Here is a 17,711-nt window from a genome sequence, read left to right as displayed (position 1 = left end):
GCCGGGCGAGATAGCCGTATAGCAATGCAAGGGCTCGTATATACTTCCACGGTCACGCATTCGCGACCCAGGAGCAGCCACCATGGCGATACATCTCGAAGGCCGCCACTTCCTCAAGGAGCTGGACTTCACGGCCGAGGAGTTCCGCGGCCTGATCGATCTGGCCGCCGAGCTCAAGGCCGCCAAGCGAGCGGGGACCGAGGTCCAGCGGCTGCGCGGCAAGAACATCGCGCTGATCTTCGAGAAGTCATCGACCCGGACGCGCTGCTCGTTCGAGGTGGCGGCCGCCGACCAGGGCGCTTCGACGACATACATCGACCCGGCCGGTTCGCACATCGGCAGCAAGGAGTCCGCCAAGGACACCGCGCGGGTGCTCGGCCGCATGTTCGACGCCATCGAATTCCGCGGTGACGGCCAGGCCACCGTCGAGGAGCTCGCCGCGTACGCCGGGGTGCCGGTCTACAACGGCCTCACCGACGACTGGCACCCCACCCAGATGCTTGCCGATGTGCTCACCATGACCGAGCACAGTGACAAGCCGCTCGAGCGGATCTCCTTCGCCTACCTCGGGGACGCCCGCTTCAACATGGGCAACTCCTACCTGGTCACCGGTGCGCTGCTGGGCATGGACGTACGGATCGTCGCGCCCAGGTCGTACTGGCCGGCCGAGGAGATCGTGACCCGTGCCCGTGCGGCCGCCGAGACCAGCGGCGCCCGGATCACCCTCACCGAGGACATCGCCGAGGGCGTTCAGGGTGTGGACTTCGTCGCCACCGACGTGTGGGTGTCGATGGGTGAGCCCAAGGAGATCTGGGACGAGCGCATCAAGCTGCTCGGTCCGTATGCCGTGACCATGGACGTGCTGCGCGTCACCGGCAACGCGGACGTGAAGTTCCTGCACTGCCTCCCCGCCTTCCACGACCTGGGTACCAAAGTCGCTCGCGAGATCCATGAGAGCCACGGCCTGACCGAGCTGGAAGTCACCGACGAGGTCTTCGAGTCGGAGCACTCCGTCGTCTTCGACGAAGCGGAGAACCGTATGCACACGATCAAGGCGGTCATGGTCGCCACACTGGCCTGAGCCGGACAGTCATGCGGCGGAGGGCCGACTCCTCGACGGGAGCGTGAACCAGACCGCCTTGCCCCCGTCGGTGAGGCGGTGCCCGCAGGCCGAGCTCAGCGCGCGGATCAGCAGCAGCCCCCGGCCGTGCTCCTGCCAGGCGTCCGGCGCCGGGCCGGGCTCCGGCCCGTACCAATCGCCCGGCGGGGCCGGGTCGCCGTCATGGACCTCCACCTGACAGCCCGCCGGCAGGAGTTCCACCACCAGCTCGATGGGGGCCTCGCCAACGGTGTGCTCCACCGCGTTGGCGACGAGCTCCGCCGTGAGCAGCTCTGCCGTGTCGCTGTCCGCCGACACCTCGACGTCCGCCAGCGCCGTACGGATCAGGGCGCGGGCGATGGGCACGGCGGCCGCGGTGTGCGGCAGCGTGATGCGCCACGAGGCGGTGACGGGCAGGCCGGATCGTTCTGGCAAGGCGGGGGTCCATTCGGGGTTCGGCGTCGCGTTTTCAACCCTATGAAGCGCAAGACGCGGGACAAGGGGCTGAGGCCCTTCCTGGATGCGACCTGTGCCACAACTGGGACGGGACCCTTGCATCGGTACAATCGCGTATCGCGTACTCGTGACGGGAGTCACGTAGGGGTGATAGCTTCAAGGGGCAGGCAGCAGCCCGCCCGCTGAAGGAGGCCACACTCCATGAGCCCCTTTTCCAGCTCCGCGCAGCGCACCGAACGGTGGCGCCATCTGCGGCTCACGACGGACGACGGGGTCGCGACCGTCACCCTCGCCCGTCCAGAGAAGCTCAACGCCCTCACCTTCGGCGCCTACGCCGACCTGCGTGATCTGCTGGCCGAGCTGGCGCGGGAGCGGTCCGTACGAGCACTGGTGCTGGGCGGGGAAGGGCGCGGGTTCTGCTCCGGCGGTGACGTCGACGAGATCATCGGCGCGACGCTCTCCATGGACACCGCCCAGCTCCTCGACTTCAACCGGATGACCGGGCAGGTCGTACGGGCGCTGCGCGAATGCCCCTTCCCGGTGATCGCGGCGGTGCACGGCGTCGCGGCGGGGGCCGGCGCGGTGCTGGCGCTGGCCGCGGATTTCCGTGTCGCGGACCCGTCGGCCCGTTTCGCGTTCCTCTTCACCAAGGTGGGGCTCTCGGGCGGCGACATGGGCGCGGCGTATCTGCTGCCGAGGGTGGTCGGCCTCGGCCACGCCACCCGGCTGCTGATGCTCGGCGAACCGGTCCGCGCACCCGAGGCGGAACGGATCGGCCTGATCAGCGAGTTGACGGACGAGGGCCGGTCGGACGAGCGGGCGGCGGAGCTGGCCCGCCACCTCGCACAGGGACCGGCGCTGGCGTACGCGCAGACGAAGGCGCTGCTCACGGCCGAGCTCGACATGCCGCTCGCGGCGTCGGTCGAACTCGACGCGGCGACGCAGGCGCTGCTGATGAACGGCGAGGACTACGCGGAGTTCCACGCGGCTTTCACGGAGAAGCGCCCGCCGAAGTGGCGGGGGCGCTGAGGATGCCGCCGACTGCCGCGGCCCCGGCCCTTTCGGGGCAAGCCTCCCAGGCCCCCGCCGCAGGCTTGGCGGCGACGCCACCCGCGGGTGCGGCCGCTGCCCGGGCTGCCGAGGTTGCGGCTCCGGCCGGGGTTCCTTCCCCCACCCCGCCCCTTCCCGAAACTGGGGGGCGTGTCCCCCAGACCCCCGTCGCGGGCTTCGCCGCGACGCCGCCCGCGCTCGCAGACGCGCCCGTCCCACCCGCCGCCCCCTCCGCCTCCGCGGACGACGAGCGGGCCCCGGCCCCCGCCGCGCCGCAGTCCGCGTCCGCCCCCCGTCCCGGTCGTGGCCTTCGCGTTGCCGTTGTCGGCGGTGGGCCCGGTGGGCTGTATGCCGCCGCGCTGCTCAAGCGGCTCGGGCCCCAGCGCGACGTCACCGTCTGGGAGCGCAACGCCCCCGACGACACCTTCGGCTTCGGCGTCGTCCTCTCCGACGAGACCCTCGGCGGGATCGAGCACGCCGACCCTGTCATCTACCGCGCGCTCCAGGACGAGTTCGTACGGTGGGACGACATCGACATCGTCCACCGCGGCCGCACCCTCACCTCCGGCGGGCACGGCTTCGCCGCCCTCGGGCGGCGCAGGCTGCTGGAGATACTGCACGGCCGCTGCGAATCCCTCGGCGTACGCCTCCGCTTCCGCACCCCCGCGCCGCCCGCCGCCGAGCTCGCCGCCGCGTACGACCTGGTCATCGCCGCGGACGGGGTGCACAGCTCCACCCGCGAGGCGCACGCGGACACATTCGCGCCGCGTGTCACCACCCACCGCTGCCGCTACATCTGGCTCGCTGCCGACTTCGCCTTCGACGCCTTCCGCTTCGAGATCGCCGAGACAGAGCACGGCGTGATGCAGCTGCACGGCTACCCGTACGCCCCCGATGCCAGCACCGTCATCGTCGAGATGCGCGAAGAGGTGTGGCGGGCCGCCGGCTTCGACACGGCCGATGAGCAGGAGTCCACCGACCTCTGCGCCAAGATCTTCGCCGAGGCCCTCGGCGGCCGCGGCCTCCGCTCCAACAGCTCCTCCTGGATCGCCTTCCGCACCGTCGTCAACGACCGCTGGTCCCACGGCAACACGGTGCTTCTTGGCGACGCCGCCCACACCGCCCACTTCTCCATCGGCTCCGGCACCAAGCTCGCCGTCGAGGACGCCCTCGCGCTCGCCGCGTGCGTCGAGGAACAGCCCGACCTGCCCGCCGCACTCGCCGCGTACGAGACCGAGCGCCGCCCGGTCGTCGAGTCCACGCAGCGCGCGGCGGCCGCCAGCCTCCGCTGGTTCGAGGAGCTCGCCGGGTATCTCGACCAGCCGCCGCGGCAGTTCGCCTTCAATCTCCTCACCCGCAGCCGCCGCGTCACTCACGACAATCTGCGACTGCGCGACGCGGCCTTCACCGACGCCGTCGAGCGCGACTTCGGCTGCCCGCCCGGCACCCCGCCGATGTTCACCCCCTTCAGACTGCGCGGACTGACCCTCCGCAACCGGGTCGTCGTCTCGCCCATGGACATGTACTCCGCCGTGGACGGCGTCCCCGGCGACTTCCACCTCGTACACCTCGGTTCACGGGCCCTCGGCGGAGCCGGCCTGGTGATGACCGAGATGGTCTGTGTAAGCGCCGAGGGCCGCATCACCCCGGGGTGCACCGGCCTCTACACCCCCGAACAGGCCGCCGCCTGGCGGCGCGTCACCGACTTCGTGCACCACCACTCACCCGGCACGGCGATCGGCGTCCAGCTCGGCCACTCCGGCCGCAAGGGCTCCACCAAGCTGATGTGGGACGGCATCGACCAGCCGCTGGACGAGGGGAACTGGCCTCTCGCCGCCGCCTCACCGCTGCCGTACCGCCCCGGCGTCAACCAGGTCCCGCACGCCCTGGACCGCGCCGGACTCACCGGCATCCGCGAGCAGTTCGCCGCCGCGACCGGGCGCGCCGCCGACTGCGGGTTCGACCTGCTCGAACTCCACTGCGCCCACGGCTACCTCCTCTCAGGCTTCCTCTCCCCGCTCACCAACCGGCGGACGGACGCCTATGGCGGCTCGCTGGAAAACCGTCTCCGCTTCCCGCTCGAAGTCTTCGACGCGATGCGCGGCGTCTGGCCCGACGACCGGCCCATGACCGTCCGTATCTCCGCCACCGACTGGGCACGCGGCGGCACCACAGCCGAGGACGCGGTAGAGATCGCCCGCGCCTTCGTCGCCCATGGCGCGGACGCGATCGACGTCTCGACGGGACAGGTCGTCCCCGAGGAACGGCCGGAGTACGGCCGCTCGTACCAGACCCCGTACGCCGACCGGATCCGCAACGCCCTCGGCGTCCCCGTCATCGCGGTCGGCGCGATCTCCTCCTGGGACGACGTCAACTCGCTCCTGCTGGCGGGCCGCGCAGACCTCTGCGCGCTGGCCAGGCCGCATCTGTACGACCCCCACTGGACCCTGCACGCGGCGGCGGAGCAGGACTACGCGGGAGCGGCGGCGCCGTGGCCGGATCCCTACCGGGCGGGCAGCCGCAAACCCCCGACCGGCCGCACCGACGCCCCGAAACCGCGGCTCACTCTGAGCTGAGCCGTACGAACTCCGCGCCCGCGTCCCGCAGCAGCTCGTGCAGCCGGGCGAAGACCTCCGCCGACCGTCCGCCGGGCCAGCCCTGTGGCAGCAGCTCGGCGGGCAGCCCCGGATCGATGTACGGCAGCTGCCGCCAGGAGTCCAGCGCCGGCAGGTAGTCCCGGTAGGCGTCCCGCGTCGGCGCCTCGCCGCGCGCCTCCCACGCCCGCAGCACCGGCTCGTGCACGTCCAGAAACTCCTCGTGCTGCTTGGCGATCGCGCCCAGATCCCACCAGCGCGCCACTGCCTCCGCCGTCGCCGCGAAGCCGAGATGCTCGCCGCGGAACAGTTCGACGTACGGGTCGAGCTGAAGGCGGCGCAGTGTGTGCTGGGTCTCTTCGTACAGCCACGCGGGGGCGATCCAAACCCCGGGCGCAGCCGACCCGAAGCCGAGCCGCCCCAGCCGCGAGCGCAGCAGATGGCGCTTGTGGCGCTCCGCCTCGGGCACCGAGAAGACGGCGAGCACCCAGCCGTCGGACAGCAGCGGGGCCTTGCGGGCGTAGATCCGCCGGTCGCCGTCGTCGAGCAGCTGACGGGCGGCGGGCGACAGGGCATAACCGGCCGCCCCGTCCGGCGTGCGTCCGGGGACGAGCAGGCCGCGGCGTTTGAGCCGGGAGACCGAGGAGCGCACGGACGGCGCGTCCACGCCGAGAACCCCCAGCAGACGAATGAGCTCGGCCACGGGAATGGGCCCCTGCCGTTCGCGTCCGTAGGCGCCGTAGAGGGTGACGATCAGGGAACGGGGGGTGTGCTGCTCGGCCACGTGATCACTCTAGAGCCCGTAGGCGGAAGCGCTGCAGCTTGCCGGTGGGGGTGCGCGGAAGTGCGTCGAGGAAGACGATCTCGCGCGGGCATTTGTACGGCGTCAGGCGCTGCTTCACCGAGTCGGTGAGGGCGGTGACGGTGTCCTCGTCGGCCGGGACCCCCGCACGCAGCACGACGTACGCCACCACGATCTGTCCTCGCATGTCATCGGGGCGGCCGACCACTGCGGCCTCCGCCACGTCCGGGTGGTGCAGCAGCGCGTCCTCCACCTCGGGCCCCGCGACGTTGTAGCCCGCCGAAATGATCATGTCGTCGGCGCGGGCGACGTAGCGGAAGTAGCCGTCGGGTTCACGCACATACGTGTCACCGGTGAGATTCCAGCCGTCGTGCACGTACTCCAGCTGCCGTGGGTCGGTCAGATAGCGGCAGCCCACCGGGCCGCGCACGGCCAGCAGGCCCGGCTCCCCGTCGGCTACCGGCCGGCCGGAACGGTCCACCACGCGCGCCTGCCAGCCGGGAACCGGAATCCCGGTGGTGCCCGGTCGGATCGCCCCGTCCGCCGCCGAGATGAAGATGTGCAGCAGCTCGGTCGCGCCGATGCCGTTGATGATTCGCAGCCCGGTCCGCTCCTGCCAGGCCTGCCACGTGGCGGCGGGCAGATTCTCGCCGGCCGACACACACCGCCGCAGCGAGGAGGTGTCGTGCCCGTCAAGGCCGGCCAGCATCGCGCGGTACGCGGTGGGCGCGGTGAACAGGACCGACACCCGGTGCGCGGCGATCGCGGGCAACAGCTGTGTCGGGCCCGCCTGTTCGAGCAGCAGTGCGGACGCGCCTGCCCGCATCGGGAAGATCACCAGACCGCCGAGCCCGAAGGTGAATCCCAGCGGCGGACTGCCCGCGAAGACGTCGTCGGGCTGTGGCTGCAGCACCTGTGCGGAGAAGGTGTCCGCGACGGCCAGCACATCCCGGTGGAAGTGCATGCACCCCTTGGGGCGGCCGGTCGTGCCCGAGGTGAAGGCGATCAGCGCGACATCATCGGCCGCGGTCGCCACCGCCTCGTACGGCTCACCGCTCCCGGCGGCGGCGAGCCGCAGCAGATCGTCGGGGGAGTCGCCGCCGTAGCCCGTGATGCGCAGCCCCGGCACCTCGGCCTTCGCCAGATCGTCGAGCGAGCGGATGTCGCACAGGGCGTGGCTGACGGCGGCGATCTCGCACACCGTGGCCAGCTCCTTGGCGCGCTGCTGGGCGAGGACGGTGACCGCCACCGCGCCGGCCTTCATCACCGCCAGCCAGCAGGCCGCGAGCCAGGGCGTGGTGGGGCCGCGCAGCAGGACGCGGTTTCCCGGGACGACTCCCAGGCCGGAGGTGAGGACATGGGCGATCCGGTCGACCTGGTCGCGCAGCTCTGCGTACGTCCAGATCTCGCCGCCCCCGGTGCGGAAGACGGGCCGGTGGGCGCCGAAACGGTCGATCGTACGGTTCAGCAGCTCGGCCCCGCAGTTGAGCCGCTGCGGATAGCGCAGGGAGGGCAGCTCGAAGAGGAGTTCCGGCCACTGCCCGTCGGGCGGGAGATGGTCGCGCGCAAAGGTGTCGCGGTGGGCCGAGGGTGACAGCTCCATGGTTCGCCCCCTTCTCGTGGTGGGGTCGCGAATCGAGCGTATCGTGAAGGTGACGACAGTCAACGGTCCGCGATAGATGCGTCAGAAGTGGGGGCACGAATGCCCGTATTCTCGCTCGATCCGGTACAGACCGCCTGGTGTGCGCAATTGCGTACGCTGGCCGCCGAGAAGCTGCGACCGCTCGCGGAGAAAGCGGAGCCGGGCCGCGTCAACCGGCCCCTGGTGGCCGCTCTCGGTGAACTGGGGCTGCTTGAGCGGCTGTTCGGAGGGGCGGGGGGCTCCCGGGCCGCAGCGGGGGAAGCCCTAACCGGAGCCGGAGCCGGAGCCCGAGCCCGAGCCGGAGCGAGAGCGCTCGAGCTGTGCCTGCTGCGCGAGTCCCTCGCCTACGGATGCACGGAGGCCGAGACCGCCCTCGCCCTCCAGGGACTGGGCAGCTACCCCATCGTCCAGGCGGGTACGGCCGCGCAGCGGGAGCGCTGGCTTCCCGAGGTGATCGCGGGCCGCGCCGTCGCCGCCTTCGCGCTCAGCGAGCCCGACGCCGGCTCGGACGCGGCCGCTCTCGCCCTCAAAGCCGTTCCGGACCAAGGGGGTTGGCGGCTGAGCGGGGAGAAGCGCTGGATCTCCAACGCTCCCGAGGCCGATTACTACACCGTCTTCGCCCGTACGACCGAGGGCGCGGCCGCCCGGGGTGTGACCGCCTTCCTCGTCCCCGCCGACCGGCCGGGTCTTGCCGGGACCGCGCTGGAGATGCTCTCGCCGCACCCCATCGGCGCGCTGACCTTCACCGATGTCCCGGTGACCAGGGACGATGTGCTCGGCGACGAGGACCGGGGCTTCCGTGTCGCGATGAACACCCTGAACCTCTTCCGCCCCAGCGTGGGAGCGTTCGCCGTCGGCATGGCCCAGGCCGCCCTGGATGCGGCGCTCGGCCACACCGCACGCCGCACCGCCTTCGGCGGCCGCCTCAAGGACCTCCAGGCGGTCGCCCACCAGGTCGCGGAGATGGCCACCCGCACCGAGGCCGCACGGCTTCTCGTCTACGCTGCGGCCGCCGCGTACGACGAAGGCGCCGCCGATGTGCCGAAACGCTCGGCGATGGCGAAGCTGCTCGCCACGGAGACCGCGCAGTACGTCGTGGACGCCGCAGTCCAGCTGCACGGGGCGCGCGCCCTCCAGCGCGGCCATCTGCTGGAACATCTGTACCGTGAGGTCCGTGCGCCCCGGATCTACGAGGGTGCCACCGAGGTCCAGCGCGCGATCATCGCCAAGGAGCTCTACGCCGAAGAGCTGCACGCCCACGAGGCGCACGCTCACGATGCGCACGCGGAGGAGCTGCACGCCGAGGAGCCGCAGGCCCGCGAGCCGCACGCCGAGGGACCGTTCGCAACGGGCACGAAGGAGCCGTACGCATGAGCCTGCACCGCCACAATCCGGCCGAGCTCTCGCCGCCCACCGGCTTCTCCCACGCCGTCACCGCCACCGGCACGCGGATCGTGTTCCTGGCCGGGCAGACCGCCCTCGACACCGAGGGCAAGATCGTCGGCGAGACGCTGCCGGAGCAGTTCGAGACCGCGCTGGCCAATCTCCTCACCACCCTCGCGGCCGCCGACGGCGCCCCGCAGGACCTTGCCCGTGTCACCGTCTACGCCACCGATGTGGCCGACTACCGCGCGCACGCGCACGAACTGGGCCGGATCTGGCGGCGGTTGGCGGGTCGCGACTACCCCGCGATGGCGGTGATCGGGGTGGTCCGCCTCTGGGACGACGTAGCGCTGGTGGAGCTGGAGGGGATGGCCGTGCTCCCCTGACGGAAACATCGTTATGCCCGAACCGGTAGGAGGGGAGACGCCATGCCGGAGATCGAGCTCGGCGCGGGGACGATCGCATATGAGGACAACGGAGGTCCGGGCCCGGTCGTGGTTCTGCTGCACGGGCTGGTCCACGACGCGACCGTCTGGCGCAAGGTGGTCGCCGACCTGGGGCGGGACCACCGCTGTATCGCCCCGACCCTGCCGTACGGCTCGCACCGCACCCCCATGCGCCCGGACGTCCCGCTCACCCCCGACTCCGTCAACGAGCTGATCGCGGAATTCCTGGACCGCCTGGACCTGCGCGATGTGACCCTCGTCGAGAACGACTGCGGACGCGCCCAGACCGTCGCAGGACGCCATCCCGAGCGGCTCGCCCGGCTCGTGCTCATCTCCTGCGAGGCCTTCGACAACTACCCGCCGGGCGCACCCGGCAAGATGATCTCCCTCGTCTGCAAGGTGCCGGGCGGCATCGCGCTGATGGCCCGGATCCTGGCGCTGAAGCCGCTGCGCCGCCTGCCGGTCGGGCTCGGCGCGCTCACCAAGCGCCCCGTACCGCGGGAGATCGCCGACGGCTGGCTGCGGCCCCTGCTCACCGACAAGGCCATCAGGGCCGACTTCAAGCGCTACAACGCAGGCGTACGCAAGACCGAACTCCTCGAAGCGGCCGAAGGGCTGCGGAAGTTCGACCGGCCCGCGCTGGTCGTATGGGCGGCCGAGGACCGGATGATGCCGCGCGAACACGGCAGGCGGCTGGCCGAACTGCTGCCGCAGGGGCGGCTGTTGGAGATCGAGGACAGCTGCACGCTCATCGCCGAGGACCAGCCGGAGGCTTTGTCCACGGCCCTGCGTACCTTCGTCGCGGAGCCGGCCGACGGCGGGTCGTGATCGACTGGTGGCGGCCCCGCGCCGGGTTTACCGTCGACTAGTAGACGGATTCGTCTACTGACTCTCGTCCGACCCTCGTCCGACCCTCGTAAGAGGGACGCGATCCGCCATGACGCCCGCGCAGCCGACACCCGCCTCCAAGAGCACCGCCTCGAAGAAGAGAGGCGGCGTTAATGGGATCGCGCTTCTCGTCATCGCCTCCTGCCAGTTGATGGTGGTTCTCGACGTCACCATCGTGAACATCGCTCTCCCGCACATCCAGAGTTCGCTGGACTTCTCAACCACGAGCCTGTCGTGGGTGGTCAGCGCCTATACGCTCACGTTCGGCGGTCTGCTGCTCCTCGGCGGCCGCGCCGGGGACATCCTCGGCCGCCGCAGGGTCTTCGTCTTCGGCGTTCTGCTGTTCGCGCTCGCATCCCTGCTCGGCGGGCTGTCCCAGGACTCCGGCCAGCTCCTGGCCGCTCGCGCCCTTCAGGGCGCCGGGGGCGCCATCGCCTCACCGACCGCACTCGCGCTGATCACCACGACGTTCACCGAAGGCCCCGCCCGCAACCGGGCGTTCGGCGTTTTCGCCGCGGTCTCCGCGGGCGGCGGCGCGATCGGTCTGCTGGCGGGCGGCATCCTCGTCGAATGGCTCGACTGGCGTTGGGTGTTCTTCGTCAATGTGCCGATCGCCCTGCTCATCGTTCTGGCGACCCCCCGCCACATCAAGGAGTCCGAGCGCCATCCCGGCCACTTCGACCTGACCGGCGCGCTAACCTCCACGCTCGGCATGGTCGCGCTGGTCTACGGCTTCATCCGGGCCGCACAGGACGGCTGGCGCGACAGCGTCACGCTCGCGTCGTTCGGCGCCGCGCTGCTGCTCCTGGCCACGTTCATCCTGGTCGAACGCCGCTCGAAACAGCCGATCACCCCGCTGCACATGTTCGCCGACCGTAACCGCGCGGGCACGTACGGAATCATGCTCAGCCTCGCCGCCGCGATCTTCGGCATGTTCTTCTTCCTCACGCTCTTCGTGCAGAACGTGCTGGACTTCAGCCCGCTGAGAGCCGGACTCGCCTTCCTCCCGGTGAGCGCGGTCATCGCCGTGGGCGCGGGTATCGCCTCCCAACTCCTGCCCAGATACGGCCCGAAGCCCTTCATGGTGACCGGCGCGATCCTCGCCGCGGCGGGCCTGTCCTGGCTGACCCTGACCGACATCCACTCCACGTATCTGGGCAGCATCCTGGGTCCGATGCTGCTGTTCGGCCTCGGCATGGGCATGAACTTCGTCTCGCTGACGCTGATGGCCGTCTCCGGAGTGGCCAGGCACGAGTCGGGTGCGGCATCCGGCATGCTCAACGCCACCCAGCAGGTCGGCGGCTCTCTCGGCCTGTCCATCCTGGTCACGGTGTTCGGCACGGCCAGCCGCAACGAGGCCCAGGAGCAGGTCCCGCGCTTCATGGCCCAGGCCGGACCGAGGGAGCGGCTGTTCTTCGAACGCACCGGCCAACTCCCACCCCCCTGGGGCGACGAAGTGCTCACCTCCGGGGTCTCCGCCGCCTTCGTCATGGCCGCCGTCTTCACGGTGATCGCCGCGGTGATCGCCCTTCTGGCCATCCAGGTCCGTCCCGCGGACCTGGAACGCCTGCAGGGGGGCATCAGCCCGGGGCCCTGAGGCTCGCCCCGGCCCCCCCACCTCGCCACAATCCGGCCCGCGACCTGGCTGAAGTGTGTCGATAGGGGTAGACGTGAGTCGCATGGGACTGGAGAGAAAGGCCGGACCCGGAGGAGGCGATCACGTGAGTGCCGACTCCCTCGGCGGCTATCAGGGCGCCTACTCGCAGGCCGATTCCGTGGGTCTCGCCGTCCTCGACACCGATACGAGGTACGTCTTCGCGGACCCGGCCTACTGCCGGATCGCGGGGGAGGAGCCCGAAGGGCTGGCGGGCAGCCCCGTCAGCTGGGGAGCCCGGCCGCGGGTCGGCTCCACGCTGCTCATGACCAAGGTCCTCACCGACGGGGCGTCCCGCACGCAGGTGACCGCACTCAGCCGCTGCACATGGCACCGTCTGACGATCCACGGAGGAGTCGTCGGGCTCCTGGGCGTCATCGTAGAGATCGCGCCCCCGTCGGCCGGCGGCCTGCAGGCAGCCCCGTCCTACCTCTCGCTGGCGGAGACCGGCGAGGGCATCGGGACGACTCTCGACGCGGAGACCACGTGCCTGGAGGTGGTCAACTACCTCAGTCCCGGTCTTGCCGACGCGGCGGCGGTCGACCTGCTGCCCATTTCTCCCCTCACCACCGGTGACCTGGGCAAGGAGGAGCTGCGCGGGGTGTACCGCGCTGCCGTGTCGGGCCGGGACGAGTTGCTCGTCCACTCCTCCGCGGACTCCTTTGCGGACGCCGTCCCGATCTCGGTCCGTGCGATGCGGGCCGGCCGCCCCGTCCTCGAAGAGGGAAGACTGGCCATGCCGCTCATCGCCGACGACGGGGCCATCGGCGCCGTACTGGTCGCCCGCACCCACGGCAGATTCAGTCAGGACGACGTACGGAGCGTCCAGGCGGTGTCCGCGCGGGCAGCCATCGCCATCGAACACGCCCGTCTGTACGAGCAGGCCCAGCGGACCGCCTTCAAGCTGCAGCGAGCCCTGCTGACCGACCCCGGCCTCCCACACCCCAATCTCGAGGTCGCCACCCGGTACCTGCCCTCCGGATCGGGCAGCCTGGTGGGCGGGGACTGGTTCGAGACCGTGCGCCTGCACTTCGGCCGGACGCTGCTCGTGATGGGCGACGTGATGGGGCACGGCGTGGAAGCCGCTGTCGACATGAACAGCTACCGCTCCACGCTGCGCGAGGTAGCGGCCAACGACCTGCCACCGCACCGGGTGCTGCGGCAGCTCGACAACGCCATCTCCGAGGCCGTCACCCGGCGGCCCGCCACCTGTCTGCTCGTACGCGTGGACCCGGCGCGCGGCATGGGCTCCTTCTCCAGCGCGGGCCATCTGCCGCCCGCCGTATTCAGCCGGGAAGGCACGGCGGAGCTGATCGGCGTACCCGTCGGACCGCCTCTCGGCACCGGCCTGGGCGGATACGAAATCATCTCGCGCAGCCTCGAACCCGGTGACACCCTGATGCTGTTCACCGACGGCCTGGTCGAACGGCGCGGAGAGGACATCGACGCCTCGCTCGCCCGTCTCGCGGACGTACACGCCGCCCCCGGATGCACCGTCGACGAACTGGTCGACGTCGTACTCGACGAACTGGACGCCGAGCACGCAGAGGACGACGTGGCGGTGATGGCGGCCCGCATCCGACGCAGGCCGGTGATGGACCACCACTGACGGCACGGCCGACCGGGGGCGGAGGATGAGTGGTCGTACCGCGTGACACGTTCGATGAGGTCGCGGAGTTGTACGACCGGGCCCGGCCGCGGGGCTCAAGCGTTGTTGCGCCAGGCTCTGGGGTCGGGGAAACCAGTCGCACGCTCCGGGCGGCGCCAGCTGGCCACTGCCCGTTCGCGACGGGACACATCGTCCGGCTCGGCTCCGGCGGCGGCAGAGCGGACCAGGAGCACCGCGGTGACCGCGGCCAGCTCCTCCGCGCTCGGGTTGCCCTTCTCCACGCTCAGCAGGGACGTGTCCCGCATATCCGTGTCTCCTGTCACTGGGGCGGATTTCCGTGCTTGCGGCGCGGCAGGTCGACGTCCTTGGCAGCCAGCATCGACAGCGCACGGATCAGGATGGAGCGAGTGTCACGTGGGTCGATGACGTCGTCGACGAGCCCGCGCTCGGCCGCGTAGTACGGGTGCACCAGCTCGCGCTTGTACTCGTCGATCTTCTGCGCGCGCATCGCCTCGGGATCGTCGGCCGCTGCGATCTGCCGGCGGAAGACCACATTGGCCGCGCCCTCCGCGCCCATCACCGCGATCTCATTGGTGGGCCAGGCAAGGGCGATGTCCGCGCCGATGGAGCGTGAGTCCATCACGATATAGGCACCGCCGTACGCCTTACGCAGGACCACCGAGATCCTCGGTACGGTCGCATTGCAGTACGCGTAGAGCAGCTTGGCCCCGCGCCGGATGATGCCTTCGTGCTCCTGGTCCACGCCCGGCAGGAAGCCCGGCACATCGACCAGAGTGATGAGCGGAATGTTGAAGGCGTCGCAGAACTGCACGAACCGCGCCCCCTTCTCGCTGGCTTTGATGTCCAGCACCCCGGCCATGGTCGCGGGCTGGTTCGCCACGATGCCCACGACCTGCCCGTCGAGCCGGGTCAGTGTGCACACGAGGTTGGGCGCCCAGACGGCATGGACCTCCATGTGGTCCCCGCCATCGACGAGTTCCTCGATCACCGCACGGATGTCGTACGAGTGGTTGCCGCCGGCCGGGACCAGTTCGAGCAGCGCCTCGCCGGGTCGGTCGGCGGTGTCCTCGCTGTGGATTCGCGGCGGCAGTTCACGGTTGTTGGCCGGCAGCAGGGACAGCAGATACCGCACCTCGGCGAGGCAGGTCTCCTCGTCGTCGTACACGAAGTGGGCGACTCCGGAGACTCCCGCGTGCACATCCGCGCCGCCGAGACCGTCCTGCGAGACCTTTTCGCCGGTCACGGCCTGCACGACGTCGGGGCCCGTGATGAACATCTGGGATATGCCGCGGACGGCGAAGACGAAGTCGGTGAGCGCGGGCGAGTAGGCCGCGCCACCGGCGCACGGGCCGAGCATGACGCTGATCTGCGGGACCACTCCCGATGCCCTGGTGTTGCGCCGGAAGATACCGCCATAGCCGGCGAGGGCCGAGACGCCTTCCTGGATGCGCGCCCCGGCCCCGTCGTTGAGGGAGACGATCGGGGCGCCCGCAGCTATGGCCATGTCCATGATCTTGTGGATCTTCTGCGCGTGCGCCTCGCCTAGCGCTCCGCCGAAGACCCGGAAGTCATGGGCGTAGATGAAGACCGTTCGGCCCTCAACGGTGCCCCAGCCGGTGACGACACCATCGGCGTACGGCCGCCTGGCCTCCATGCCGAAGCCGCTCGCGCGGTGTCGTCGCAGCGGTTCCACCTCGGCGAAGCTGCCCTTGTCCAGGAGGAGCTCGATCCTCTCGAGGGCGGTCAGCTTGCCCTTCGCATGCTGTCGCTCGGTCGCCTTGGGCTCCGGCCCCTCATGGGCCAGCTGCTTGAGCCGGTGCAGTTCCTCCAGGCGGTCCTGGACCCCGGCGGAAGAAGATGTCGTGGTCATGGCGTCACTCGTTCCCTTTCGTTTCCGTTGAAGCCCGCTCCGTCGCCCGTGGCGGTCGCCGTACGACCCGTGGTCGGCAGCGCCATACGCTCCACAGGCTGGGCGGCGATCAGATCGGTCGCGTCGTCGACGTACAGACATTCGGTGGGCAGCGTCCGCGCGGTGACCCAGTGGTCGGCGTCGGTCAGCAAGGCCACCGCGGCAGCATGTCCCGGGCCACCGGGCACGTTGGCGACGATCCATCCCGGGGGCCTGGCGAGGAGGTCACCGCCCAGATAGTCCGCGGTGAGCACGCGGCCGAGTCCGCTGCCGATGCCCTTGAGATAGGCCTCTTTGCGGGTCCACAACTCGGCGAACGCCGGGGGACGTTCCTTCAATGGCAGTTCGGCGATCTCCTTCTGCTCCCATGGATGCATGCCGGGCAGGCACAGTTCGGTGGTTCCCGGCGACGGAATGCGCTGTACATCCGCTCCCACCGGCGCCCGGGCCACCGCGATGACCGCTAGCCCATGACTGTGCGAGAGGGAGAAATGCAGGTCCGCCGGGGCGTCCAGCAGCACTGGCCTGCCGTGCGGTCCGCCGCAGCAGGGGCACGAGGCCCTGCCGAACCCGACCCGAGCAGGCTCGATCCCCAGGTGCGGAGCAAGGACACGGCGCAGCGCGATATGCGCCGACACGTACAGAAGGCGGTCCCTCGGCTGTACGAAGGAGGCGGCTCGTTCCCTTTCGCCCTCGTCGAGTTCGCCGATCGCCATGGGCGGCAGCTCCTCACCCGTCCAGAGCCTGCTCAGCGTCCACAACTGCAGCTCCCCGGGCCTGACGGTGAGCGTCGCTCCGGGCAGAGCGGGATGTGGCTCGGGGCGGCCGGGTGGAGACTCAGCTGCCACGGGAACCGTGCCTCTCATCAGGAGTACGGGAGTCATCGGCGGTACGCCCCCTCGGATCTCGACGGCTGGTGGGACGGGGTCGGCCGCTCGGATCGGGGGCGCCTGCGCCGGGTACGCTGCACGCCATATGCGGCCGTCGCAGCGGCGAGCGAGACGATTCCTCCGACGTACAGACCGGACCGGGCGCCGAACTCCTGCGAGAGCCGGCCGACAAAGAGGGCACCCAGCGGTGTGCTGCCCTGGAACACCAGCGTGTAGAGAGCCATGACCCGGCCGCGGTAGCGCGGATCGCTGCCGAGTTGTATGCGGTGGTTCGCCGCCTGGGCGAAATAGATGGCGGCAAAGCCCGTGAGGGCGAGCAGCAGCGCGGCGGTGAGAAACCCGGGTGCCCACCCGGCCACGGTGGTGAGCAGCCCGAACGCGAATGCCGCGGTGATCACCGTACGGCTGGAGGGCCGGCCGCGGCGTGCGGTGGTCGCCAGCGCGGCGAGCAGTGAGCCCGCGGCGAAGGCGGTCGTCAGCAGCCCGAAGCCGGTGGCGTCCGTGTGGAACACGGTCTTGGCCACGAGCGGCAGGGTCAGCTGGAAGTTGAATCCGAAGAGGCCGATCACGGCGACGAGCGCCATCGGCAGGAGCAGATCGGGACGGCCCGTCACGTGGCGCAGCCCGTCGACGGTCCGGGGCCTGTCCGACGGCTTCGCCGACAGCTGGAGTTCGGCCGGCCGCATCATCCTCAGTGCCAGCACGGTGGCCACATAGCTGACCGCGTTGAGCAGCATGACAGGGCCGGTGCCGGCCACGCTGACGAGCAGTCCGGCGACGCCGGGGCCGATGACCCTGGCGATGTTGAAGTACGCCGCGCTCAGCGCCGACGCGTTGGTCAGGAGCTCGGCCCCTACCAGTTCACCGACGAAAGCCATCCGGGTAGGGACCTCGACGGCGTTCACGGTGCCGAGCCCCAGGGCGAACAGATAGACGTGCCACAGCTCGACTGCGCCGGACAGCACCAGCCCGGTGAGTGCGCCGGCCAGGGTGCCGGAGACCAGACCGGCGGCGATGAGCAGCCGGCGTTTGTCGTAGCGGTCGGCAAGTCGGCCGCCGTGGAGCGTCAGAAGCAGGAACGGGGCGAACTGCAGCGCGGTGACAGTGCCGAGCGCGGTCCCCGAGTCGCCGGTCAGCGACAGGACGAGCCAGTCCTGGGCCATGACCATCATCCAGGTGCCGGCCACGGACACGACCTGTCCGGTCGCGAAGAGCCGGAAGTTGCGTACGGACAGGGAGCGGAACATACCGGTGAGCTTCTTGTCCAT

At 70.5% G+C, this 17,711-nt stretch carries 15 protein-coding genes; 8 read left to right on the top strand and 7 right to left on the bottom strand.

Annotation, left to right across the window (positions count from 1 at the left end; translation table 11 throughout):
* Positions 1-82: 82 nt before the first annotated feature.
* Positions 83-1,081 carry an ornithine carbamoyltransferase gene (gene argF, locus ACFYWY_RS34095; RefSeq protein WP_389194040.1) on the top strand — a complete coding sequence of 333 codons (999 nt, stop codon included), beginning with the start codon at positions 83-85 and terminating at the stop codon, positions 1,079-1,081.
* A 9-nt stretch (positions 1,082-1,090) separates the two neighbouring features.
* Here the strand turns inward: argF and ACFYWY_RS34090 are convergent, their stop codons facing one another.
* Positions 1,091-1,534: an ATP-binding protein gene (locus ACFYWY_RS34090; RefSeq protein ID WP_389194037.1), complete on the bottom strand. Its 444-nt coding sequence runs from the start codon at positions 1,532-1,534 to the stop codon at positions 1,091-1,093.
* Between the two features lie 222 nt (positions 1,535-1,756).
* On the opposite strand from ACFYWY_RS34090, the gene ACFYWY_RS34085 reads away from it, so the two are divergent.
* Together ACFYWY_RS34085 and ACFYWY_RS34080 are read left to right on the top strand one after the other, a co-directional pair.
* The gene (locus ACFYWY_RS34085) at positions 1,757-2,584 is read left to right on the top strand and encodes an enoyl-CoA hydratase family protein (RefSeq protein WP_389194034.1); all 828 of its coding nucleotides are present in this window, start codon (positions 1,757-1,759) and stop codon (positions 2,582-2,584) included.
* Between the two features lie 2 nt (positions 2,585-2,586).
* The gene (locus ACFYWY_RS34080) at positions 2,587-5,181 is read left to right on the top strand and encodes a bifunctional salicylyl-CoA 5-hydroxylase/oxidoreductase (protein WP_389194032.1); all 2,595 of its coding nucleotides are present in this window, start codon (positions 2,587-2,589) and stop codon (positions 5,179-5,181) included.
* Here the strand turns inward: ACFYWY_RS34080 and ACFYWY_RS34075 are convergent.
* Positions 5,168-5,983, bottom strand: a complete 816-nt coding sequence (locus tag ACFYWY_RS34075) for a PaaX family transcriptional regulator C-terminal domain-containing protein (protein WP_389194029.1) — start codon at positions 5,981-5,983, stop codon at positions 5,168-5,170. The genes ACFYWY_RS34080 and ACFYWY_RS34075 overlap by 14 nt on opposite strands.
* A 4-nt stretch (positions 5,984-5,987) precedes the next feature.
* Positions 5,988-7,604, bottom strand: a complete 1,617-nt coding sequence (locus ACFYWY_RS34070) for an AMP-binding protein (RefSeq protein WP_389194026.1) — start codon at positions 7,602-7,604, stop codon at positions 5,988-5,990.
* 99 nt (positions 7,605-7,703) lie between these two features.
* Between ACFYWY_RS34070 and ACFYWY_RS34065 the strand changes: the two genes are divergently transcribed.
* From ACFYWY_RS34065 to ACFYWY_RS34045, 5 genes are all read left to right on the top strand, one after another.
* Positions 7,704-9,017: an acyl-CoA dehydrogenase family protein gene (locus ACFYWY_RS34065; protein WP_389194023.1), complete on the top strand. Its 1,314-nt coding sequence runs from the start codon at positions 7,704-7,706 to the stop codon at positions 9,015-9,017.
* Positions 9,014-9,412, top strand: coding sequence for a RidA family protein (locus ACFYWY_RS34060; RefSeq protein WP_389194020.1), 399 nt, complete (start codon positions 9,014-9,016; stop codon positions 9,410-9,412). Before ACFYWY_RS34065 ends, ACFYWY_RS34060 begins: the two co-directional genes overlap by 4 nt.
* Positions 9,413-9,454: 42 nt before the next feature.
* A complete protein-coding gene (locus tag ACFYWY_RS34055) occupies positions 9,455-10,300 on the top strand; it encodes an alpha/beta fold hydrolase (protein WP_389194017.1) in 846 nt (281 codons plus the stop codon).
* 109 nt (positions 10,301-10,409) lie between these two features.
* Positions 10,410-11,957 (top strand): MFS transporter, encoded by a 1,548-nt coding sequence (locus ACFYWY_RS34050; protein WP_389194014.1) that lies wholly within the window; start codon positions 10,410-10,412, stop codon positions 11,955-11,957.
* Positions 11,958-12,081: 124 nt separating this feature from the next.
* Positions 12,082-13,623, top strand: a complete 1,542-nt coding sequence (locus tag ACFYWY_RS34045) for a SpoIIE family protein phosphatase (protein ID WP_389194011.1) — start codon at positions 12,082-12,084, stop codon at positions 13,621-13,623.
* A 95-nt stretch (positions 13,624-13,718) separates the two neighbouring features.
* On the opposite strand, the gene ACFYWY_RS34040 is transcribed toward ACFYWY_RS34045, so the two are convergent.
* The 4 genes from ACFYWY_RS34040 to ACFYWY_RS34025 are packed head-to-tail and all read right to left on the bottom strand — an operon-like array spanning position 13,719 to position 17,711.
* Positions 13,719-13,928 (bottom strand): acyl-CoA carboxylase subunit epsilon, encoded by a 210-nt coding sequence (locus tag ACFYWY_RS34040; protein WP_389194008.1) that lies wholly within the window; start codon positions 13,926-13,928, stop codon positions 13,719-13,721.
* A gap of 14 nt (positions 13,929-13,942) precedes the next feature.
* Positions 13,943-15,514 (bottom strand): acyl-CoA carboxylase subunit beta, encoded by a 1,572-nt coding sequence (locus ACFYWY_RS34035; protein WP_389194005.1) that lies wholly within the window; start codon positions 15,512-15,514, stop codon positions 13,943-13,945.
* Complete coding sequence (locus ACFYWY_RS34030; protein WP_389194002.1) at positions 15,511-16,401, bottom strand: 4'-phosphopantetheinyl transferase family protein; 891 nt, start codon at positions 16,399-16,401, stop codon at positions 15,511-15,513. Before ACFYWY_RS34030 ends, ACFYWY_RS34035 begins: the two co-directional genes overlap by 4 nt.
* Before the next feature lie 32 nt (positions 16,402-16,433).
* Complete coding sequence (locus ACFYWY_RS34025) at positions 16,434-17,711, bottom strand: MFS transporter (RefSeq protein WP_389194134.1); 1,278 nt, start codon at positions 17,709-17,711, stop codon at positions 16,434-16,436.

Origin of the sequence: Streptomyces sp. NPDC002870 (assembly GCF_042888505.1) — a bacterium.
In the GTDB taxonomy this organism is placed as follows: domain Bacteria; phylum Actinomycetota; class Actinomycetes; order Streptomycetales; family Streptomycetaceae; genus Streptomyces.
Note: the sequence above shows the minus strand (reverse complement) of the source record. Positions and strands in the feature narration are given on the sequence as shown.